The sequence below is a fragment of the Loktanella sp. DSM 29012 genome (assembly GCF_900110705.1).
In the GTDB taxonomy this organism is placed as follows: Bacteria; Pseudomonadota; Alphaproteobacteria; order Rhodobacterales; family Rhodobacteraceae; genus Loktanella; species Loktanella gaetbuli.
Genome location: NZ_FOEJ01000006.1, coordinates 119494 through 140482, shown reverse-complemented (window position 1 = coordinate 140482; position 20989 = coordinate 119494). Strand labels below are relative to the sequence as shown.

Annotated in this window: 20 protein-coding genes; 17 read left to right on the top strand and 3 right to left on the bottom strand. The window is 63.4% G+C overall.

Annotated features, from left to right (window positions below; all coding sequences use genetic code 11):
• Positions 1–6: 6 nt before the first annotated feature.
• Positions 7–612 carry a pyridoxamine 5'-phosphate oxidase gene (pdxH, locus tag BMX27_RS14490; protein ID WP_090160739.1) on the bottom strand — a complete coding sequence of 202 codons (606 nt, stop codon included), beginning with the start codon at positions 610–612 and terminating at the stop codon, positions 7–9.
• Between the two features lie 135 nt (positions 613–747).
• Here pdxH and fabI point away from each other — a divergent pair, with 135 nt between their 5' ends.
• The 6 genes from fabI to trpE all read left to right on the top strand — a co-directional run bounded on the left by fabI (position 748) and on the right by trpE (position 7443).
• A complete protein-coding gene (gene fabI / locus BMX27_RS14485) occupies positions 748–1554 on the top strand; it encodes an enoyl-ACP reductase FabI (RefSeq protein WP_090160717.1) in 807 nt (268 codons plus the stop codon).
• Positions 1551–2165 carry a LysE family translocator gene (locus BMX27_RS14480; protein ID WP_090160715.1) on the top strand — a complete coding sequence of 205 codons (615 nt, stop codon included), beginning with the start codon at positions 1551–1553 and terminating at the stop codon, positions 2163–2165. Before fabI ends, BMX27_RS14480 begins: the two co-directional genes overlap by 4 nt.
• 20 nt (positions 2166–2185) lie before the next feature.
• Positions 2186–2707: a xanthine phosphoribosyltransferase gene (gene gpt / locus BMX27_RS14475; protein ID WP_090160713.1), complete on the top strand. Its 522-nt coding sequence runs from the start codon at positions 2186–2188 to the stop codon at positions 2705–2707.
• A 146-nt stretch (positions 2708–2853) separates the two neighbouring features.
• Positions 2854–4026, top strand: a complete 1173-nt coding sequence (locus BMX27_RS14470) for an aminotransferase (protein WP_090160711.1) — start codon at positions 2854–2856, stop codon at positions 4024–4026.
• A gap of 64 nt (positions 4027–4090) precedes the next feature.
• A complete protein-coding gene (locus BMX27_RS14465) occupies positions 4091–5932 on the top strand; it encodes a SurA N-terminal domain-containing protein (RefSeq protein WP_090160709.1) in 1842 nt (613 codons plus the stop codon).
• A 2-nt stretch (positions 5933–5934) separates the two neighbouring features.
• Positions 5935–7443: an anthranilate synthase component I gene (gene trpE / locus BMX27_RS14460; protein ID WP_090160706.1), complete on the top strand. Its 1509-nt coding sequence runs from the start codon at positions 5935–5937 to the stop codon at positions 7441–7443.
• A 3-nt stretch (positions 7444–7446) separates the two neighbouring features.
• Here the strand turns inward: trpE and BMX27_RS14455 are convergent, their stop codons facing one another.
• Positions 7447–9075: a divergent polysaccharide deacetylase family protein gene (locus BMX27_RS14455; RefSeq protein WP_177172737.1), complete on the bottom strand. Its 1629-nt coding sequence runs from the start codon at positions 9073–9075 to the stop codon at positions 7447–7449.
• Between the two features lie 131 nt (positions 9076–9206).
• Between BMX27_RS14455 and BMX27_RS14450 the strand changes: the two genes are divergently transcribed.
• From BMX27_RS14450 to lexA, 8 genes are all read left to right on the top strand, one after another.
• Positions 9207–9800, top strand: coding sequence for an anthranilate synthase component II (locus BMX27_RS14450; protein WP_090160702.1), 594 nt, complete (start codon positions 9207–9209; stop codon positions 9798–9800).
• On the top strand, positions 9797–10810 hold the full coding sequence (gene trpD, locus BMX27_RS14445; protein WP_090160700.1) for an anthranilate phosphoribosyltransferase: 1014 nt from the start codon (positions 9797–9799) through the stop codon (positions 10808–10810). The genes BMX27_RS14450 and trpD overlap by 4 nt, the downstream gene beginning before the upstream one ends.
• Positions 10794–11447: a uracil-DNA glycosylase gene (locus tag BMX27_RS14440; RefSeq protein WP_090160698.1), complete on the top strand. Its 654-nt coding sequence runs from the start codon at positions 10794–10796 to the stop codon at positions 11445–11447. Before trpD ends, BMX27_RS14440 begins: the two co-directional genes overlap by 17 nt.
• Positions 11444–12256 (top strand): indole-3-glycerol phosphate synthase TrpC, encoded by an 813-nt coding sequence (gene trpC, locus BMX27_RS14435; protein WP_090160696.1) that lies wholly within the window; start codon positions 11444–11446, stop codon positions 12254–12256. The genes BMX27_RS14440 and trpC overlap by 4 nt, the downstream gene beginning before the upstream one ends.
• A 1-nt stretch (position 12257) precedes the next feature.
• Positions 12258–12731 carry a cyclic pyranopterin monophosphate synthase MoaC gene (moaC, locus tag BMX27_RS14430; protein ID WP_090160694.1) on the top strand — a complete coding sequence of 158 codons (474 nt, stop codon included), beginning with the start codon at positions 12258–12260 and terminating at the stop codon, positions 12729–12731.
• Positions 12728–13624 carry a GIY-YIG nuclease family protein gene (locus BMX27_RS14425; RefSeq protein WP_090160692.1) on the top strand — a complete coding sequence of 299 codons (897 nt, stop codon included), beginning with the start codon at positions 12728–12730 and terminating at the stop codon, positions 13622–13624. The genes moaC and BMX27_RS14425 overlap by 4 nt, the downstream gene beginning before the upstream one ends.
• Entirely contained in the window at positions 13621–14793 is a 1173-nt protein-coding gene (gene glp, locus BMX27_RS14420) for a molybdopterin molybdotransferase MoeA (protein WP_090160690.1), read from the top strand. Before BMX27_RS14425 ends, glp begins: the two co-directional genes overlap by 4 nt.
• A gap of 82 nt (positions 14794–14875) precedes the next feature.
• On the top strand, positions 14876–15562 hold the full coding sequence (gene lexA / locus BMX27_RS14415) for a transcriptional repressor LexA (protein ID WP_090160688.1): 687 nt from the start codon (positions 14876–14878) through the stop codon (positions 15560–15562).
• Here lexA and BMX27_RS14410 read toward each other — a convergent pair.
• On the bottom strand, positions 15556–17619 hold the full coding sequence (locus BMX27_RS14410; RefSeq protein ID WP_371260148.1) for a ComEC/Rec2 family competence protein: 2064 nt from the start codon (positions 17617–17619) through the stop codon (positions 15556–15558). The two genes, lexA and BMX27_RS14410, sit on opposite strands and share 7 nt — an antisense overlap.
• 81 nt (positions 17620–17700) lie before the next feature.
• Here BMX27_RS14410 and gltX point away from each other — a divergent pair, with 81 nt between their 5' ends.
• The 3 genes from gltX (at position 17701) to BMX27_RS14395 (ending at position 20957) form a co-directional block, all read left to right on the top strand.
• Positions 17701–19104, top strand: a complete 1404-nt coding sequence (gene gltX / locus BMX27_RS14405) for a glutamate--tRNA ligase (protein ID WP_090160684.1) — start codon at positions 17701–17703, stop codon at positions 19102–19104.
• Positions 19105–19171: 67 nt separating this feature from the next.
• Positions 19172–20461: a citrate synthase gene (gltA, locus tag BMX27_RS14400; protein ID WP_371260147.1), complete on the top strand. Its 1290-nt coding sequence runs from the start codon at positions 19172–19174 to the stop codon at positions 20459–20461.
• Positions 20433–20957, top strand: coding sequence for a GNAT family N-acetyltransferase (locus tag BMX27_RS14395; RefSeq protein WP_256212577.1), 525 nt, complete (start codon positions 20433–20435; stop codon positions 20955–20957). The genes gltA and BMX27_RS14395 overlap by 29 nt, the downstream gene beginning before the upstream one ends.
• Positions 20958–20989: the final 32 nt, after the last annotated feature.

The window sequence follows — 20989 nt, the reverse complement described above, 5'->3', positions numbered from 1 at the left end:
CCGCGCCTAAGGGAAAAGCCGTTGAATCTGCCATTCCGACGTCAGGTCGTGCCGCCGCCACGTGAACCGGTCGTGCAGGCGATACGCGCCGTCGGCCCAGAATTCAATTTCCAGCGGCCGCAATCGGTAGCCGCCCCAGAACGGGGGCCGGTCAGGGTCATTACCCTGCGCCTGCGTCGCCGCTGCAACCCTGTCCATCAAGGCCTGCCGGGATTCCACGGGTTGCGATTGCGCGGACGCCCAGGCCCCGATCCGACTGTTCAGGTCACGACTGCGGTAATACGCATCGGCCTGCGCGCCGTTCTCGCGGGTGACCAGACCACGCACCCGGATCTGGCGGCGCAAGGATTTCCAATGCATCACAAAGGCCGCCCGACCGCTGGCGTCCAGCTCTTGCGCCTTGGTGCCCTCATAGTTGGTATAGAACACAAAGGCGTCGTCCTCAATCTGCTTGAGCAGAACAACCCTCACATTGGGCATGCCGGTCGAATCGACCGTCGACAATGCAATGGCGTTGGGATCATTGACCTCTGTGGCTTCGGCCTCGGACAGCCACCGCCGGGTCAGATCGAACGGATCATCGCCCGCAAAAATACCGTCCCGGTCAGTCATCGCAACGCTCCACACTTCAAAACGCGCCCGTCGCATGGCCGCGGACAACGTTTTCGCCTTTGCGGCAATACTTGTCCAGCGCCCGTTCATCACCTAAACGGAACAGACGTTTCGATTTTGCGCAAGGGTGCCCACATGACCTCTACACTGATGGCAGGAAAACGAGGCCTCATCATGGGTCTGGCCAACGACAAATCCATCGCCTGGGGCATCGCCAAGGCGCTGGCCGACGCGGGCGCGGAACTCGCGTTTTCCTATCAGGGCGAGGCGTTGAAAAAACGCGTCGCACCGCTGGCAGAACAAGTGGGGTCCGACATCGTGCTGCCCTGCGATGTGGGCGACATGGACAGCGTGGACGCGATGTTCACCCAGCTTGGCGAACACTGGGACAAGATGGATTTCATCGTCCACGCCATCGGGTTTTCGGACAAGAACGAATTGCGCGGCCGCTACGTGGACACCTCGCGCCAGAACTTCCTGACCTCGATGGACATCTCGGTCTACTCGTTTACCGCCGTGGTGCAGCGCGCGGAAAAGATGATGACCGACGGCGGGTCCTGCCTGACGCTGTCCTACTACGGCGCGGAAAAGGTCATGCCGCATTACAATGTCATGGGTGTCGCCAAGGCCGCACTCGAGGCATCCGTGCGCTACCTGGCCGAGGATCTGGGCAAGGACAACATCCGTGTGAACGCCATCAGCGCGGGCACGATCAAGACACTGGCCGCCTCCGGCATCGGCGATTTCCGCCTGATCATGAAATGGAACGAATACAACTCGCCCCTGCGCCGCACCGTCACCCAGGAAGAGGTGGGTAAATCCGCGCTCTATCTTCTGTCGGACCTGGGCAGCGCTGTCACGGGCGAGGTGTTGCACGTCGACGCAGGCTACCACGTTGTCGGCATGAAGGCGGTCGACGCGCCCGACATCACCAAGGAATGACATTTGCCGCCTTTGCCTCGGTCGTGCTGATCCATCTGGCCGCCGCGATTTCGCCTGGACCCTCGTTTGTGGTTGCACTGCGGGTTGCGGCGTCGGACGGGTTTCGCGTGGCCTGCGCGCTGGCATTGGGCTTTGGACTTGGCGCTCTGCTCTGGGCGGGGGCCGCGATGGCGGGCCTTGCGCTGGTCTTTGAACTGATGCCGACGCTTTTTCTGGCGCTGAAACTGGTGGGGGCGGCATTCCTGTTTTTTATTGCCGTGATGATGTGGCGGCACGCCCGCGACCCGCTGCCCGCCCCTGACAGTGCTGCACGTCCGCGGACCGCCGCCTCTGCCATCCGGTTTGGCTTTCTGACCTTTGCCTCCAATCCCAAACCAGCCGTTTTCTTTGGCGCGGTCTTTGTCGGATTGGTCCCTGCCGATACGGCGCTGGCCTGGAAACTGGCAATACTCGCCGCCGTGTTCGCCAATGAAACGCTGTGGTACATCCTTGTGGCCCGCCTTTTCTCACTCCCGCGCCCGCGCGCGGCCTATGCCCGCGCCAAGACCTGGATCGACCGGGCCATTGGCGGCTTCCTGGCCCTGCTTGGCCTCAAGATTGCCCTGACCTGACCACCCTGAAAGGACACCCCATGCCGGACCGCCTGCCCCACGAAAAAGGCTTTCACATCAGTTGGGACCAGATCCACCGTGACAGCCGTGCGCTGGCATGGCGGCTCGATGGTCTGGGACCAGAGGGCGAGGCCGGCGAAAAGGGCGGCGGCTGGCGCGCCATCGTGGCAATCACCCGTGGTGGTATGGCCCCTGCGATGATCGTCGCAAGAGAGCTCGACATCCGCACGGTGGACACGATTTCGGTCAAATCATATGACCATCAGGAACAATCCGAAACCAAGGTTCTCAAGATGCCGGACGCCGAAATGATGGGCGACGGGACCGGCATCCTGATCGTCGACGACCTCGTCGACAGCGGCCGCACGCTCGAGGTGGTCCGCGAAATGTATCCCAAGGCACATTTCGCAACGGTCTATGCCAAACCAAAGGGTCGCCCGCAGGTCGATACCTTCATCACCGAAGTCAGTCAGGACACCTGGATTTTCTTCCCCTGGGACATGGCCCTGCAATACGTCGAACCCTACCGCGGCAAGGATTGAGATCGCAGGAGCCTCCGGCGGGAGTATTTGGGGCAAGATGATACCAAACCGCATCATCTTGCCAAAAAAGACTCAAGATACCGCCATGGCCGAAGGCCAAAGGCAAAAATCGCATGCGGCGCAGCCGCTCTGTTTGGGGAAGTCTCATGTCACGATCACGCACATCACTGACTTTTCCGCCACCGGTGATGGAGGCGCGCCGCTGGTTGGATGGTGTAACCCATCCCGAAGGCCGCGCATTGCTGAACGTGAGCCAAGCCGCCCCACTGGACGCACCGCCCGAGCGGATGCGTGCGGAAATGGCCAGGATCGTAATGGAGGACGCAGGCGCACACCTTTATGGGCCCGTACTGGGTTTGCCCGACCTGCGGGCCGAGGTGGCAGCCCAGTGGTCCGGTGCCTACGGCGGCCGGATCCGCGCCGACCAGGTCGCCATCACATCGGGTTGCAATCAGGCATTCGCGGCCGCGATTTCGACCCTGTGCGGCGAGGACGACGAGGTCATCCTGCCGGTGCCCTATTATTTCAATCACGCCATGTGGCTGGACATGTCCGGTGTCAGGACGGTTCCGCTGCAGACTGGGCCTGATCTGCTTCCGCAGGCTGCGGAGGCCGCAAAGCTGGTTACCGGACGGACGCGCGCGATCGCGCTGGTCAGTCCCAACAATCCCGGCGGCGTCGAATATCCAGCGCAGACGCTGACCGATTTTCGCGATCTTTGCCGCAGCCGCGGCATCGCGCTGATCCTCGATGAAACCTACCGCGATTTCGATGCCCGCGACGGGGCGCCACATGACCTCTTTGCGGGCGATTGGGACGATACGCTGATCCAGCTCTATTCGTTCTCCAAAGCTTACCGGCTGACCGGCCACCGGGTTGGCGCCATCGCCGCGTCCCCTGCCCGCCTCGCGGAGGTGGAAAAGTTTCTCGACACCGTCACGATCTGCCCCAACCAGCTGGGCCAACGCGCCGCGCTCTGGGGGATGCGCAATCTGGGTCCCTGGCTGGCCGGCGAACGGCAAGAGATCCTCGACCGGCGCGCGGCCATCATGGACCATTTTCCGAAATTGGCCGAGAAGGGCTGGCAGTTGCGCGGATGCGGGGCCTATTTCGCCTACCTGCGTCACCCGTTCGACATGTCGTCCGCCGTTCTCGCGCCGTGGCTGGTGAAAAACGCAGGCATCCTGTGTCTGCCCGGGACCATGTTCCGGCCTGCGTCCGACCCCTTGGGTGCATCGGAAATACGGATCGCATTTGCCAATGTCGACCGCCCCGCCATCGCGGAATTGTTCGACCGTCTGGCCCTGATCGCGCCCTGAGGCTTGCACGACCCGCCCGGCCCCCATATTGAAGCGCGGACCACGTATCAGGGGACCGCATCACATGGCTAAGCAGAAGAAATCACGATTCGGCGTCTGGGTGATCCTGATCCTGCTGTTCGTGGGCTTGCTGGGCTTTGGCACCGGCGGCTTCACAGGGTCGATCCAGCGTCTGGGCATGGCGGGTGACACCGAAATTTCGGTGTCCAGCTACCAGAGCGCGTTGAACAACCAGTTGCGCAGTCTCGAGGCGCAGGTCGGCAACCGTGTCACGTTCCAGCAGGCGCAGGCCAGCGGTCTGGACCGGCAGGTGCTGAACCAGGTGGTGACGATCGCGACGCTGGACAACGAAACCGCCCGGCTGGGGTTGTCCATCGGTGATGACCGCGTCCGCGACGAGGTCCTGTCAACGCAGGCATTTCAGTCCCTGTCCGGCAATTTCGACCGCGAAACGTACCGCCGTGCCCTGGCCAATGCCGGCATGACCGAGGCCGAATTCGAGGCGTCCCTGCGCGCCGATGTCGCCCGCACGCTGTTGCAGGGTGCCGTGATCAGCGGCGTGGAAATGCCGCCCGTCTATGTGGATACGCTGCTGACCTATCTGGGCGAAACCCGCGATATCGTCTTTGCGCCTGTGACCGTCGATGATCTGGACACCCCGGTGCCTGGCCCGACCGAGGCCGATCTGCAGACCTTTTACGATGAAAACCCGGACATGTTCACCGCCCCCGAGGCGCGCGAAATCACCTATGTGATGCTGACCCCGGCCATGCTGGCCGATGACGTCACGATCCCCGAGGATCAGGTGCGCAACCTATATGAGGACCGGATCAGCCAGTTCCAGCAACCCGAACGCCGCCTTGTCGAACGGCTTGTGTTTCCCGACGCCGCGGCCGCAGACGCCGCACAGCAGCAGATCGCAGCGAACGAGACCGATTTCGACGCGCTGGTCACTCAGCGCGGTCTGTCGTTGTCGGATGTCGACCTTGGCGATGTGAGCCGCGACGATCTGGGGGCCGCTGGCGATGCCGTCTTTGCCGCGGCACCGGATGATGTCGTGGGCCCGATCGAGACATCGCTGGGACCGGCGCTGTTCCGCGTGAACGCGATCCTTGCCGCGGAAAACATCCCCTTTGAGGACGCCGCACCCGATCTGGAACAGGAACTTGCGACAGCGCAGGCCCGCCGCGTCATCAACCAGAGCGCAGAGCAGATCAATGACCTGATCGCGGGCGGTGCCACGCTCGAGGATCTGGCCGACCGGACCGAACTGGAGTTGGGCAGCATTAGCGTCACCCCCGACACGACCGATGGCCCTGCTGCCTACGACAGTTTTCGCAATGCTGCGGCGGCTGTCGAGGAAGGTGCATTCACCACCCTCGAAGAACTGGAGGACGGCGGGATTTTCGCCGTTCGTCTGGACAGCGTGACACCCCCTGCCCTGCAACCGATGGCCGAGGTCAGTGACCGTCTGGACGCTGCATGGCGTGCGGCCGCCGAACGGCTGGCAATCATCGCCCGCGCCGAAGAACTGGCAACGCAGGTCATGCCAATGACCCGGCTCGACAGCCTTGGCCTCGACCCGGTCGAAAAGCAGAACCTGACGCGGGGCAGTTTTGTCGAAGGCGCGCCCGCCGGTTTCATGCAAGAGGTGTTCGCGATGGAAACATCACAGGTGCGGGCCCTGCCCACCCCGGACGGGGCGCTGATCGTGCGTCTGAACCGCGTGACCCCCGCCGATCCCGACAACGAACGGATTGCGGCACAGCGGGATGCGCTGTCAGAACAGATTGCCGCCGGTCTGGCGCAGGACATCTACGATGCCTTTGCCAATGATGTACGGATGCGGACGGATGTGGTGATCGACCAGAACGCCGTCAACGCCGTCAATTCGCAGATGCAATGACCATGCGCCAGTCCCCCGATTTCGAGACCTTTGCCGCCGGTTACAATGCCGGTCATAACCAGATTGTATGGACCCGGCTGGCTGCAGATCTGGACACACCGGTGTCGTTGATGCTGAAGCTGGGCGATGCCGGTGTGAACAGCTTCATGCTTGAAAGCGTGACGGGCGGTGAAATCCGCGGGCGCTATTCCATCGTCGGCATGAACCCCGATCTGATCTGGGATTGCCACGCGGGTGCCAGCCGGACCAACCGGACCGCACGCTATGACCCCGATGGATTTGTCGTCGATACGGTCCCCCCGCTGGAGGCCTTGCGCGGATTGATCGCGGAATCGCGGATCGATCTGCCGGTGGACCTGCCGGGGGCCAGTGCCGGTTTGTTCGGCTACCTGGGCTATGACATGATCCGGCTTGTCGAACATCTGCCGGATGTGAACCCCGACCCGCTGGGCCTGCCCGACGCCGTCATGATGCGCCCGTCGGTGATCGCGGTGCTGGACGGGGTCAAGGGCGACGTAATCCTTGTGGCCCCTGCCTGGGTCAACGCGGACGTCAGTGCAAAAGCAGCCTATGCGCAGGCGGCCGAACGCGTGATGGAGGCCGAACGCGCCCTGTCGCGTGCCGTGCCGGACCGACGCGACATGGCCGACCCGGCCCCCGTGGGCGAACCGCGGTCCAACATCGGGCATGATGCGTATATCGCGCTGGTCGAACGGGCCAAGGAATATATCCGCGCGGGCGATATCTTTCAGGTGGTGCCAAGCCAACGCTGGACGTTGGACTTCCCCGAACCGCCGTTTGCGCTGTATCGCAGCCTGCGACGCACCAACCCGTCGCCCTACATGTTCTATTTCAACTTTGGCGGCTATCAGGTCATCGGGGCCTCACCGGAAATTCTGGTGCAGGTGACCGGCAGCCGCGTGACGATCCGGCCCATTGCCGGCACGCGCCCACGCGGTGCCACTCCCGAGGAGGATGCCGCCAACGAGGCCGACCTGATGGCCGACAAGAAAGAGCTAGCCGAACACCTGATGCTGCTGGATCTGGGGCGCAACGACACCGGCAAGGTTTCCAAGATCGGCACCGTCCGCCCGACCGAAGAATTCAAGGTCGAATACTACAGCCACGTGATGCATATCGTGTCGAACGTCGTGGGCGAACTTGCCGATGACCAGGACGCGCTGTCGGCATTTTTTGCCGGGATGCCCGCAGGCACGGTATCAGGCGCGCCCAAGGTACGTGCGATGCAGATCATCGACGAGCTGGAACCTGAAAAGCGCGGTGTCTACGGTGGTGGTGTCGGCTATTTCAGTGCGAATGGTGACATGGACATGTGCATCGCGCTGCGGACTGCCGTCCTCAAGGATCAGAACCTGTATATTCAGGCCGGTGGCGGTGTCGTCTATGACAGCGACCCCGAGGCGGAATATCAGGAAACCGTCCACAAATCGAACGCGATCCGCAAGGCCGCTGCCGATGCCGCGATGTTCTCCAAGGGCGGCAACCGCTAGCGGTCAGTCGCCCCCGCCCAGTAGCGTCGCGGACAGCGGTGCCATCGCAACCTGTCGCGCGCGGTTGGCCGTGCCCCACAGGATCATCGCCGACAGGGTCTCAGGCGTCAGCCGTGCCTGCAGGATCACGCCGTCCTGCTGCCCAGCACGGAACGCCGCCTGATCCATGAACCGCCGGATGACCCGCGCGTCCTGATCGACATCTGTCAGATCCCGAAAAATGACACCATTGGGCACATCCTCCGCGTCGGCCACGGTCGCTGCACCGTTCAGGCCGCTGTCTGCCTGCACCAACCCGCGACCGTCAGCTGCCAAGGCGGCGACGACCTGCTCTGTGGCAGGGTCCGACCGCCCCAGTGCAGCACCATCGGTCTGCACCAGTGCCACGCTCTGCGGCAAGGCGTCGAACGTCGCCTCGAGCGCGACCGCCACATCGGCGGCCGTCCCGCCCTGCGGCAGGCTTGCGCGGGCGGCCACCTCGAATCCGCCTGCGCGGTAGGCGTCCATCAGCTCTGACACACCAGGACGCGACGGGTCCAGAACGATGGTGACCGGAAACGGGACCTCTTGCAGCGCGCGCGGGCCGTTGGGCAATGCGCCGTCGTCGATCAGAACCACACTCATCTGCGGCAGAGCATCGGGATTATCGAAAAACGCCGCGAATTCCACCAAGGCGGGCAGCGGTTCCGCCTCTGCTGCGGCGGGCGCGACAGGGGTATCGCCTGCGGGGCGCCGGATCGTGATGCCGGTGGCAGGGTCCGTGGTGGTGCCGGTGGGCCCGTCAATGATGGTCACGACGGTCGGCGCGGCTTCAGCTGCGCTGTCCACCGTCCCGTCCACTGGTGCGGGATCGGGCATTGCAGCATTGGGTGTCGTGATGTCCGAAGCAGTAAGCGGAGAGATCGCATCACCCGCAGCGTCCGGGTCCTGGGGCGCAGGCGTATCGATCACGACAGGCGCTGATGCGATGACCTGTTCTTCGTCTGGCGCATCGGGCGCGGGTGCCTCGGGTTCTGCGATATCTGTGACCGTCTCATCTTGCGTCCCGGTTGCTGTTTCAGGCGTATCCTGCGGCGGTGTGTCCTCCGCTGTCGGGGCGGGTTCGACCATGACGACCACGGGGGCATCGGCTGCATCGTCCGATGTGGACGGCATCGTTTCGTCGGGTTCCGGCACATCGACCACGACGGGCGGCGGTGGGGTTGTCGACAGCGCGACATCCGCCTCCGATGCGGGTACCTGCGGTGACAGGCTTTGCGGGTTGGGCAGGACGGGTTCTTCGGGCGCGGTGGCGATCGATACCGTTGTGTCGGGTTCCGGCGATACCAACTCAGGTTCGATGACAGCCGGATCAGGCGTTTGCGCGCTTTGCGTCTGGGGGGTGGGTGTTTGGGCCTCGGCGGTCGGGGACGACAGGGCGGGTTCTGTCATGTCCGCTGGCTGCGACGCCTCCGGCGCCTCGATCAAGGCGACATCGGGCAACGGTTCAGGCGTGGCGTTTGCCTGCGGGGCCTCCGTCTGTGGCAAGACCGGCGGCGTGTTGCCCACAGGCTGCGGTGCCAGCAGCGATCCCGTGGCAACGGCCATGCCACCCACAACAACGCCCCATGCCGCGCCTTTCACAAATGCCATACCGCTAATCCCTTTGCCTGTCGGGGCCTGCCCTTGACGCCTGCCTGCATCAGCCCTCATATCGGGTGCGACTATACCGTGTGGTCCCGCCCGGACGGTAGCCCCTAATTGACCCAAGGCCCGGTGACAACATGATCCTGCTGATCGATAACTACGATAGTTTCACCTATAATCTTGTGCATTACCTGGGTGATCTGGGTGCCGATGTACAGGTGCGGCGCAATGACAAGATCGACGTGCAAGAGGCGATGGCCATGAAACCGCAGGCCATCGTGCTGTCACCCGGCCCCTGCGACCCCGATCAGGCGGGCATCTGTCTGGCCCTGACCCATGCCGCAGCCGAGACGCGGACGCCGCTGCTGGGTGTCTGCCTGGGACATCAGACCATCGGTCAGGCCTTCGGTGGCAAGGTGGTGCGCGCGGGCGAGATCGTCCACGGCAAGATGGGTACCATGCATCACGCCGGACAGGGCGTGTTCAAGGGGTTGCCTGATCCGTTTCTCGCGACGCGCTATCACAGCCTTGTTGTCGATCCCGCCACCCTGCCCGACAGCCTGGAGGTGACGGCACATCTGGAGGACGGCACGATCATGGGCCTGCAACACCGGGACCTGCCGATCCAGGGCGTGCAGTTCCACCCCGAGAGCATCCGTTCCGAGCACGGCCACCAGATGCTGCAGAACTTTCTGGATCTGGCGCAGGTGAAACCGCAGGTCGCGGCATGAGCGATGCGCTCAAACCGCTGATCGCTGCTGCGGCCACGGGTCCGCTGACCCGCGCGCAGGCCGAGGATGCATTCGGCATCCTGTTCAACGGCGATGCCACCCCCGCGCAGATCGGCGGTTTCCTGATGGCGCTGCGCACGCGGGGCGAAACGGTGGACGAATATGCCGCCGCCGCCGCCGTGATGCGTGCCAAGTGCCTGCCCGTTCGCGCACCGGAGGGTGCGATGGATATCGTGGGCACCGGTGGCGACGGCAAACATACGCTGAACATTTCGACCGCAACGGCCTTTGTCGTGGCCGGTGCGGGCGTGCCCGTCGCCAAACATGGCAACAAGAACCTGTCGTCGAAATCCGGCACGGCGGATGTGCAATCGGCCATGGGCATCAACGTCATGGTCGGCTCGGACGTGGTGGAACGCGCGCTCAACGAGGCCGGTATCGGGTTCATGATGGCCCCGATGCATCATCCCGCCATGGCCCACGTCGGCCCCGTGCGGGCGGAACTGGGCACCCGTACGATTTTCAACATTCTGGGGCCGCTGACGAACCCGGCAGGCGTCAAACGCCAGTTGACCGGCGCTTTCACTCGCGACCTGATCCGCCCCATGGCAGAGGTCCTGCTGGCCCTGGGCACCGAGGCCGCCTGGCTGGTCCACGGGTCCGACGGCACCGACGAACTGACGATCACCGGCACCAGCTGGGTCGCAGCGATCAAGGACGGCACCATCACCGAATTCGAGGTCACGCCGCAGGACGCGGGCCTGCCGGTGCATCCCTTTGCAGATATCGTCGGCGGCACGCCCGCCGAAAACGCCGCAGCCTTTCGCGCCCTGCTGGATGGTGCGCCATCGGCCTATCGTGACGCCGTGCTGCTGAACGCTGCCGCCGCGCTGCTGATCGCTGGCAAGGCGGCGGACCTGCCCGCCGGTGTGGCGCTGGCGGCCGAAAGCATCGACAGCGGTGCTGCCCTGCGCGCGGTCGAGGCGCTGGCGCGTGTCACCGCCGCCTGAGGGGCTGGGCGGCTGGGCTGACCTGCCGTTCTGGACAGACGACTGGCCTGCGATCAAGGCCACGCTCGCCGCCGAGGCCCTACCGGTGTTTCCACCGCCTGACCTGATGTTCGCGGCCCTGCGCCGCACGCAACCGGACGACACCCGTGTCGTGATCCTGGGACAAGACCCCTATCACACCCCCGGCAAGGCCGACGGTCTGGCGTTCTCGATCCCCGACGGCTTTGGCGGGCGACTGGATTCGCTGGGCAATATCTTCAAGGAAATTCAGACCGATCTGGGTGCATCCCGGACCAAGACTTCGCTGGACGACTGGGCCGATCAGGGGGTGTTGCTGTTGAACACCGCGCTGTCCGTGCCGCAGGGTGCGGCATCGGCGCATGCGCGTCTGGGCTGGGACGTGCTGGTCAAACAGGTCATCGCCCGGTTGGAGGACGCGCCACGGGCCTTTGTGCTGTGGGGTGGGCCTGCGCGGCGCTTTGCCCCGCGGGCAGCACATCATCTGGTTCTGACCGCAGCACATCCCTCGCCACTGTCGGCGCATCGCGGGTTTTTCGGCTCTGGGCCATTTTCAACTGTGAACACGTGGCTTACAACCCGCAGTGAACGACCCATTCATTGGACGGACCCCGCATGACACAGACCATTCTCGACCGCATCAAGGCCTACAAACTGGACGAAATCGCGGCAGAGAAGGCCGAAGTGCCACTGTCCGAAATGGAGGCCCGTGCACGTGACGCAGGCCCCGTACGCCCATTTGCGGCCACGCTGCACCGCGCCGCACAGGAAGGTTATGGCCTGATCGCCGAGGTGAAAAAGGCCAGCCCGTCCAAGGGGCTGATCCGCGCAGATTTCGATCCCGCCGCCATCGCCGCGGCCTATGCCTCAGGCGGTGCCGCCTGCCTGTCCGTGCTGACCGACGGCCCGTCGTTTCAGGGCGCGCCCGATTATCTGGTGCAGGCGCGTGCGGCCTGCGACCTGCCGGTGCTGCGCAAGGATTTCATGTACGACACCTATCAGGTGGCACAGGCGCGCGCCTGGGGGGCCGATTGCATCCTGATCATCATGGCCAGCGTCAGCGATGCACAGGCCCACGAGCTGGAGGACGCAGCCGCATCCTGGGGCATGAACGTTCTGGTCGAGGTGCACAACCGCGCCGAACTGGACCGGGCCGCCGATCTTGATGCGCAGCTTCTGGGGATCAACAACCGCGACCTGAACACCTTTGAAACCACACTGGATACCACGCGGGCGCTGTCCAAGCACGTGCCGGCCGGGCGGACCATCGTGTCGGAAAGCGGGCTTGCCACGCCCGAGGATCTGGCAGACCTCGCCCGGTACGGCGCGCGCACCTTCCTGATCGGCGAAACGCTGATGCGGCAGGACGATGTGGAACAGGCAACGCGCGATCTGCTGGCCAATCCCGTGAATCCGGCGGGCCTGTGATATGGCGCTTTCGCATTTCGACAGCGCGGGCCATGCCCATATGGTCGATGTGTCCGACAAGGATGTGACCGCGCGGATCGCCGTGGCCGAGGGGCATATCACGATGACGGCCGAAACGCTGGCGCTGGTCACCGAGGGCCGCGCGAACAAGGGCGACGTGCTGGGCACGGCGCGACTGGCGGGCATCATGGGCGCGAAACGTTGCGCCGATCTGATCCCGCTGTGCCATCCGCTGCCCATCACCAAGGTCAGCGTCGATCTGACCCCCGACCCTGCCCTGCCCGGTGTGCGCATCAGCGCCACCGTGAAAACCACCGGGAAAACGGGCGTCGAGATGGAGGCACTGACCGCCGTATCGGTCGCCGCCCTGACCGTACATGACATGGTCAAGGCCGTACAAAAGGACATGGTAATCTCCGGCGTGCGCGTCACGCTCAAGGATGGCGGCAAATCCGGGCGGTTCACGGCGGAATGAGCGAAGCAGGCCGGTCATTGGAGTTGTTCTTTATCGACGGGCGCCCCGACGGGATGCTGACCGCCGAAGTGTTCAACTGGACCGGACACGTGCTGCGCACCCCGCGTACCCAGATTGCCAAGGCGCTGGCGCGGGTAGAGGCAGGATATACCGGCGTCTACGTCCTGCTGGGTGAAACCGAGGACGGACCGCTGGCCTATATCGGCGAAGGCGAGGACATGCGCGAGCGCCTCAAATCCCACGTGGTAAACAAGGACTGGTGGAACGAGGCGATCCTGATCACGACCTCTGCCAACAACCTGCACAAGGCGCACGTCAAATACCTTGAATCGCGGTTGGTCGAACTGGCGAAACAGGTTGGGCACACCCCGCTTGAAAATGGCAACCAACCAACCCGCAGCAGCCTGTCAGAGGCCGCGACGGCGAACATGGAGGCCTTCCTTGACACGTTGAACATGGTCCTTCCTGCGATCCGGGTTGATCTGTTCCTGAGCAAGGCACGTCCGAAGACGGTCACGGCTCAGACACAAAGCAACCGTCCTGCACCATTATTTTCCTTTGTGGTCGCAAAACATGGTGTTCACGCCACTGCGCAGCTCGAAGGCGGAGAAATGATTGTCAAATCCGGGTCAAAAGCACGGGCAAGATGGGTTGGCAGCACAGATCAAAAAACACATTACGGCAGGCTGCACGACAAGCTGCTTTCGCTTGGCATTCTGACAATAGACGGCGACCACAGCATCTTTACCGAAGACTATGCCTTCAGCAGCCCCTCGGCCGCAGCCGCAGTCGTCGCGGGCCGGTCTGCCAACGGGCGAATTTCCTGGACCCTGCCCGACGGCCGCACCTTTGCCGATTGGGAAGCCGCAAGCGTCGGAGAGGCCGCACCATGATCAGCGTGGTGGAGGCGCTAGATGCGCTGTTTGCGCTGGTTCACCCGCTGGACATCGAAGAGGTGCCGCTGGACCATGCGGCCGGCCGTGTTCTGGCACGCGATGTGGCAGCACAACGCACGCAGCCGCCCTTTGCCGCCTCGGCGATGGATGGCTATGCGGTGCATGGCGCGGCTGTTGCCCCGGGCGCACAGTTCCACGTCATCGGAGAGGCCGCCGCCGGCCACGGTTTCGACGGTGCGATTGCAAATGAACAGGCCGTGCGCATCTTTACCGGGGCCCCCCTGCCGCAAGGGGCGGACCGCGTCGTGATCCAAGAGGACGTCGCGCGCGACGGAGACGTGATTACACTGCGTGATGATCTGGACGGCAATGCCTACGTCAGACCCGCGGGGGCGGATTTTCTGGCAGGCGACTTGCTGGGTGCGCCGCGACGGCTGACCCCTGCCGATATCGCCTTGCTGGCGGCCATGAACATCGCGCGGGTGCCTGTGACGCGGCGTCCAGTCGTGGCAATCGTCGCAACCGGAGACGAGCTGGTACAGCCTGGTGAAACACCGGGGCCGGATCAGATCATCGCGTCCAACAATCATGGTCTGGCCGCTTTGCTGCGCGCACATGGTGCTGACGTGCGGCTGCTGCCGATCGCACGGGACACGCACGCCAGTCTCGCGCTTGCCTTTGATCTGGCGCGCGGCGCTGATCTGATCGTCACGATCGGCGGTGCGTCTGTCGGAGATCATGATCTGGTGGCGGCCGCCGCGGGCGCACGCGGCATGGAGCGTGCATTCTACAAGGTGGCGATGCGCCCCGGCAAACCACTGATGGCAGGCCGCGTGGATGGCGCTGCGATGGTCGGTCTGCCCGGAAATCCGGTGTCGGCCATGGTCTGCGGTCATGTTTTTCTATTGCCACTGATCGCGGCCATGTCCGGGCTTGCGGCCCGGCCAGCGCCGCGCCGCAGTGCCATATTGACCCATGACCTGACAGCGAACGGACCGCGCGAACACTACATGCGTGCCGTTTGCGAGGGTGACAGCGTCACCGTTTTCGATCGTCAAGATTCCGCCCTCTTGAGCGTGTTGTCCCAGGCCAATTGTCTGGCCGTCAGGCCCGTCGGTGATCCGGCAAGGCAGGCAGGTGACCGGATCGCGGTGATTGCGATATAGCGCGCGGGCAATATTGACACAAAACGGGAACAGAGGTAGAACACGGGCGAACACTTCTGTCGCTTGACCCCGGGGGCCTGCCATGTTGACCAAGAAACAGCTCGATCTGCTGGAATTCATCCACAAGCGCGTGCAGCGCGACGGCGTCCCCCCCTCATTCGACGAAATGAAGGAAGCGCTGGATCTGCGGTCGAAATCCGGGATTCACCGTCTGATCACGGCGCTGGAGGAACGCGGTTTCATCCGCAGGCTGGCGCATCGCGCCCGCGCGTTGGAAATCGTGAAATTGCCCGACAGCATGATGGACAAACAGGGGTTCACGCCTCGTGTGATCGATGGTGACCGTCCGGACAGCCGCCCCTCACGGGACCGCGACGTCAGCATTGCGGCAGTGGAATTGAACGTGATGGGCCGGATCGCCGCAGGTGTTCCGATTGCCGCGATTTCCGAGGTGTCGCATTCGGTCGCGGTGCCGCAATCCATGTTGGGCAAGGGCGAACACTACGCGCTGGAGGTCAGGGGCGACTCGATGATCGAGGCCGGGATCAATGACGGCGATGTCGTCGTGATCCGTGAAACCAGCACGGCCGACAACGGCGATATCGTTGTCGCATTGGTCGAGGATCAGGAAGCCACGCTCAAGCGGTTCCGGCGCACAGGATCGACCATCGCGCTGGAGGCTGCCAATCCCGCCTACGAGACGCGGCGGTTTCGCGATGATCAGGTCAAGGTGCAGGGGCGTCTGGTCGGTCTGATCCGCACCTACTGAACGAGGGCGATCTGAATGTCCGCAGGATCGCGTCGCTGTGGCGCAGTGGGTGTCCATGGTCGCTGTCCTGTGAGCATCTGCACGGTTGTTACGGTGAGGCCGTCAGCATCCGTGACGTCGATGGCAACCGCGCCCGCCGCGCGAAGCGTGACCGGGTCAAGGACAAGGCAGGGTCGCGCGGCAGTGTCGGGCACGGTCAGGACCAGCACATCGGCGCCTCCGCATCCCTTGAGCCGGGCCAATTCGGTCTTGCCCCGGACTTGGACGATATGCAGTGGTCCGACGGTGGCCGAAACCACAGCGCCTTGCGTCAGAAACCCGGCGCGGGCGGCAGCGACCGCCTGATCGGCCGGGGCACCATCGTTTTCCAGCCAGATCGTCGCCACAAACCCGTTGCCCGTTGCCCGCGACAAGGCGCGCCCCTCTGGTGTCATGCGCCCGATCAGACCACCGGTATCGGCGATCAGGATGGCGGGTCGCGTGGTGCCCGCCCATAGGCCAAAGGCCGCAACCACCGCCACGATCCCCGCCCAACGCGCGACCCCGCGCCACAGGATCAACCACAGCAACCCAAGGCAGAGCAAGGGCAGCACGGATGGCCCCGGTGCAACAACATGACTGACGGCACCGTCCCAGCCCGCAACGGTGCCCGCGACCCACAGGATCCAGCGTAGCCCTTGGCCCATGATCCACAGGCCGACACCTTCGAGGCCCAGCGGTGTCAGGCAGGCTGCCAGCACCGCTGCCGGCATGATGATCGCGCCCATCAACGGCACGCTGGCCAGGTTCGCCAGCAATCCGTAGTGCGGCACCTGATTGAAATGGGCCGCGGCAATGGGTGCGGTCGCCAGCCCCGCCACGGCCGAAGAGATGACGACACCGACGATGCCGCGCATCCACCCAGGCCCAAACTGGCGTCCCCGCAGCAAACCGAACACCACGACCAGGGCTGTCGTCGCGGCAAACGACATCTGGAAACCCGGCCCGGTCAACGCGTCGGGCCGCAGCACCAGCACGATCGTGGCGGCCAGCGCCACGGCCCGCAGCGTCAGTGCCCGTCTGTCCAGCAACACCGCAAGCAACATTACGGACACCATGATAAAGGCGCGCTGGGTGGCAACGGACCCGCCCGACAGCGCGAGATAGGCGGCACCGGAGAACAAGGCCACAAGTGCAGCGACCTTTTTCACCGGTACACGCAGGGCAAACGCAGGCCAGCACGACAGCCCCATGCGGACCACGAGGAAAATGAACGTCGTGAGCAACCCCATGTGCAGGCCCGAAATCGCAAGCAGATGCGCGAGGTTCGCGTCCCGCAGATCCTGAAGCGCCGTCTGGCTGATCCCAGATCGGTCGCCCGTGATGATCGCGGTCGCAAGGGCACCCGCATCCCCCGGCAGGCGTGACTGCACCCCTTCGGAAATGGCCATGCGAATCCGGAAGACCAAGAGTGCGGTGCCACCCTGGGGCGGGGCAGAACGCAGAACGGGGGTGCGGGTATAGCCGACAGCACCGATCGATTGAAACCAAGCGTGTCTGCGAAAATCAAATCCACCGGGTTCTGCAGGACCATTCGGGGCGGACAGATGCCCAGTCAGCACCAGTTGGTCACCCGGATGCCAGCCGGTAATCGGCTGATCGCCGTGCAGCGACACACGGACACGGCGCGGCGTCCGGTCCAGAGGCACACCGTCCAGCGCCACCCGGTCCAGTGTCAGGCGCACCGCATCCGAAGACGATCGGTCGATATTCACAACACGGCCCGCAATGGGACCGTAGTATCTGAAGCTCAACACTGGCGCGTCATGAGCGGCGGTCTGCACCTTGGCCAGTCCCGCCCCGGCGCAGATACAGGCAACAGCCAGTGCAAGCGGCGCATAGGCCTGCGGCAACGCACGTGCCAACAAAAGACACCCAAGCGAGAGTCCAGCAAGGCCGATCCAGATCGGCAACCCGGGCTCAAACCGCAATGCGAAGTAGCCGCCGATCCCGATCCCAAGGCAAACCGGCAACCAGTGGATCAACCCGCCGCGCTGCGCCGAAAGGGCCGCTTGCACTTGTTCTTTACCCCCTGTCGCCATATCCAACACGCAACGCAGGCAGCTTGGCCTGCACTGGTAAACGACAGGTTAATTTTCATGACAGCCACCCCGCCCGTCACCCGTTTCGCGCCCTCACCGACCGGGGCCCTGCACATCGGCGGCGCGCGCACTGCGCTGTTCAACTGGCTGTATGCGCGCGGGCATGGTGGCACCTTCCTGCTGCGGATCGAGGATACAGACAAGGCACGGTCGAACCCCGAAAACACCCAAGTGATCCTGGACGGGCTGACCTGGCTGGGTCTTGATTGGGACGGCGAGCCGACCTCTCAGGCAGCCAACGCGGACCGTCATGCCGAAGTCGCACTGCAGATGCTGGCGGACGGCACGGCCTATAAATGCTTTTCCACGCCCGAAGAAATCGAAGTCTTCCGCGAGGACGCGCGCGCCAACAAGACCTCGACACTGTTCCGGTCGCCCTGGCGCGACGTGGCAGAGGCCGATCACCCCGACGCGCCCTATGTGGTCCGGGTCAAGGCCCCACGCGACGGATCGACCACCCTGCATGATACGGTGCAGGGCGATGTGACCTGGTCGAACGATCAGCTGGACGACATGATCCTGCTGCGATCCGATGGCACACCTGTCTACATGCTGGCCGTGGTTGTCGACGATCACGACATGGGCGTAACCCATGTCATCAGGGGCGACGATCATCTGGCCAACAGTTTTCGCCAGAACCTGATCTATGACGCGATGGGTTGGGACAAACCTACCCTTGCGCATATCCCGCTGATTTTCGGTGCCGACGGCAAGAAACTGTCGAAGCGCCACGGGGCGACAGCGGCCGCCGATTACCAGAAAATGGGCTATCCCGCCGCCGGTATGCGCAATTACCTCGCCCGTCTGGGGTGGAGCCATGGCGACGACGAATTTTTCACCGATGCACAGGCGCGCGACTGGTTCGATCTGGACGGGATCGGCAAATCGCCCGCCCGGTTCGACCTGAAAAAACTGGAACATATCAGCGGCCAGCATATCGCCATCATGGATGATGCCGCCCTGGTTGCCGAAATTCAGGGCTACCTTGCGGCGACGGGTGCGCTGGCGTTGACCGAACGTCAGGCGGACGGCTTGCTGCGCGCGATGCCCGCGCTCAAGGAACGGTCCAAAACCTTTCCCGAACTGCTGGAAAAGGCGCATTTCGTGCTGACGGAACGCCCCATCGTGCCCGATGAAAAGGCCGCCAAGGCGCTTGATGCTACGGCGCAGCAATATTTCGCAGAATTGACGCCGCACCTGCAAAATGTTACGTGGGACCGGAATACGTTAGAGGAGGCGATCGCCGACTTTGCGACCGCCCGCGACACCAAGCTGGGCAAGCTGGCCGGGCCGCTGCGGGCGGCACTGGCGGGCCGGTCGGTTTCCCCAAGTGTTTTCGATATGATGCTGGTGCTCGGCCGCGAGGAATCGCTGGCCCGGATCACCGCCGCTGCGGCCTGATCATCCAAGGGTGAAAGCGCCGTCCCAATATGGTCGCCCCGGCGACGAGTGAAAGTAAGGACTGACTATGACCGAAAAAAGCGCAAAGCTGACGATCGACGGCAAGGACTATGACCTGCCAATCTTCACGCCGACCTCTGGTCCCGATGTCCTCGATATTCGCAAGCTGTATGCGCAGGCCGGCGTGTTCACCTATGACCCCGGTTTCACGTCAACAGCCTCGACGGACAGCACCATCACCTTCATCGACGGTGACAAGGGCGAGCTTTTGCACCGCGGCTATCCCATCGACCAGTTGGCGGCGAAATCCCACTACCTCGAGGTGTGCTATCTGCTGCTGAACGGCGAGTTGCCGAATGCAGAGCAGCTTGAGGAATTCGAATTCATCGTGACGCATCACACGATGCTGCACGAGCAGATGATGAACTTTTTCCGTGGTTTCCGCCGTGACGCGCATCCGATGGCCATCATGGTCGGTGTCGTTGGTGCCATGTCCGCGTTCTATCACGACAGCACCGACATTCACGACGAAAAGCAGCGCGAAATCGCAGCGTTCCGCCTGATCGCCAAGATGCCGACGATCGCGGCGATGGCCTACAAGTACCACGTGGGCCAGCCTTTCGTGTATCCGCGCAACGATCTGGATTACGCGTCGAATTTCCTGAACATGTGTTTCAGCGTTCCGGCTGAAAACTATAATGTCGATCCGGTGCTGGCGCGGGCGATGGACCGCATTTTCACGCTGCACGCGGACCACGAACAGAACGCATCGACATCCACCGTGCGTCTTGCATCGTCGTCGGGCGCAAACCCGTTTGCCTGCATCGCGGCAGGGATTGCCTGCCTGTGGGGACCGGCACACGGCGGTGCGAACCAGGCCTGTCTGGAAATGCTGCGCGAAATCGGCACGGTCGACCGCATCCCAGAATACATCGCAAAGGCAAAGGACAAGAACGACCCGTTCCGCCTGATGGGATTTGGCCACCGCGTGTACAAGAACTTTGACCCGCGCGCGACGGTGATGAAGGAATCCGCCGACGAAGTTCTGGACCTGCTGGGGATCGAGAACAATGAAACGCTGAAGGTCGCCAAGGCGCTGGAACAGGCCGCGCTCGAGGATCCCTATTTCGCCGAGAAAAAGCTGTTCCCGAACGTCGATTTCTATTCGGGCATCATCCTCGAGGCGATGGGTTTCCCCACATCCATGTTCACGCCGATCTTTGCGGTCAGCCGGACCATCGGTTGGGTGTCGCAGTGGCAGGAACAACTGTCCGATCCGCAGCTGAAAATCGGTCGTCCGCGCCAGCTGTACATGGGTGAAACCACCCGTGACTACGTTGACATCGAAAACCGCTGATCCTGTTCTGGTGACGGCGCGGCTGGTGCTGCGCCGTCCCGCATCGGGCGATCTGGACGATCTGTTCGCCATCTATTCGGACCCACGCGCAATGCGGTATTGGTCCACCCTGCCCCATGACAGCCCCGCGGTGACATCCCGCAGTCTGGACGGGATGATCGCACAGACACCGCTGACCTACTTCGCACTGGACCTGAACGGCAGGGTCATCGGCTGTGCCGGTCTCTATCGTGATGAAGAGGTCGGGTTCATCCTGCATCCCGATCACTGGCGACAGGGCTATGTGACCGAGGCGATGAACGCCATCATTCCCTATCTGTTTGCCACCACGCAGGTCCCCCACCTGATGGCCGATATTGACCCGCGCAATACCGCATCTGCCGCTGCCCTGACCGCGCTGGGGTTCATCGAGACACATCGCGCCAAGCGCACCTATTGCATCGGCGGCGTCTGGTCGGACAGCGCGTATTACGCGCTGCAGCGGCCAAATACCTGACACGAAAAAGGGGCACCTTGGCGGGTGCCCCT

What these genes read in the sequence shown, in the direction of transcription:
- BMX27_RS14450 (WP_090160702.1), top strand. Translation starts at nt 9,207, where the DNA reads ATGATCCTGCTGATCGATAACTACGATAGTTTCACCTATAATCTTGTG.
- gltX (WP_090160684.1), top strand. Translation starts at nt 17,701, where the DNA reads ATGACAGCCACCCCGCCCGTCACCCGTTTCGCGCCCTCACCGACCGGG.
- lexA (WP_090160688.1), top strand. Translation starts at nt 14,876, where the DNA reads ATGTTGACCAAGAAACAGCTCGATCTGCTGGAATTCATCCACAAGCGC.
- glp (WP_090160690.1), top strand. Translation starts at nt 13,621, where the DNA reads ATGATCAGCGTGGTGGAGGCGCTAGATGCGCTGTTTGCGCTGGTTCAC.
- pdxH (WP_090160739.1), bottom strand. Translation starts at nt 612, where the DNA reads ATGACTGACCGGGACGGTATTTTTGCGGGCGATGATCCGTTCGATCTG.
- BMX27_RS14455 (WP_177172737.1), bottom strand. Translation starts at nt 9,075, where the DNA reads ATGGCATTTGTGAAAGGCGCGGCATGGGGCGTTGTTGTGGGTGGCATG.
- fabI (WP_090160717.1), top strand. Translation starts at nt 748, where the DNA reads ATGACCTCTACACTGATGGCAGGAAAACGAGGCCTCATCATGGGTCTG.
- trpC (WP_090160696.1), top strand. Translation starts at nt 11,444, where the DNA reads ATGACACAGACCATTCTCGACCGCATCAAGGCCTACAAACTGGACGAA.
- gltA (WP_371260147.1), top strand. Translation starts at nt 19,172, where the DNA reads ATGACCGAAAAAAGCGCAAAGCTGACGATCGACGGCAAGGACTATGAC.
- BMX27_RS14465 (WP_090160709.1), top strand. Translation starts at nt 4,091, where the DNA reads ATGGCTAAGCAGAAGAAATCACGATTCGGCGTCTGGGTGATCCTGATC.
- trpE (WP_090160706.1), top strand. Translation starts at nt 5,935, where the DNA reads ATGCGCCAGTCCCCCGATTTCGAGACCTTTGCCGCCGGTTACAATGCC.
- trpD (WP_090160700.1), top strand. Translation starts at nt 9,797, where the DNA reads ATGAGCGATGCGCTCAAACCGCTGATCGCTGCTGCGGCCACGGGTCCG.
- BMX27_RS14425 (WP_090160692.1), top strand. Translation starts at nt 12,728, where the DNA reads ATGAGCGAAGCAGGCCGGTCATTGGAGTTGTTCTTTATCGACGGGCGC.
- gpt (WP_090160713.1), top strand. Translation starts at nt 2,186, where the DNA reads ATGCCGGACCGCCTGCCCCACGAAAAAGGCTTTCACATCAGTTGGGAC.
- BMX27_RS14480 (WP_090160715.1), top strand. Translation starts at nt 1,551, where the DNA reads ATGACATTTGCCGCCTTTGCCTCGGTCGTGCTGATCCATCTGGCCGCC.
- moaC (WP_090160694.1), top strand. Translation starts at nt 12,258, where the DNA reads ATGGCGCTTTCGCATTTCGACAGCGCGGGCCATGCCCATATGGTCGAT.
- BMX27_RS14470 (WP_090160711.1), top strand. Translation starts at nt 2,854, where the DNA reads ATGTCACGATCACGCACATCACTGACTTTTCCGCCACCGGTGATGGAG.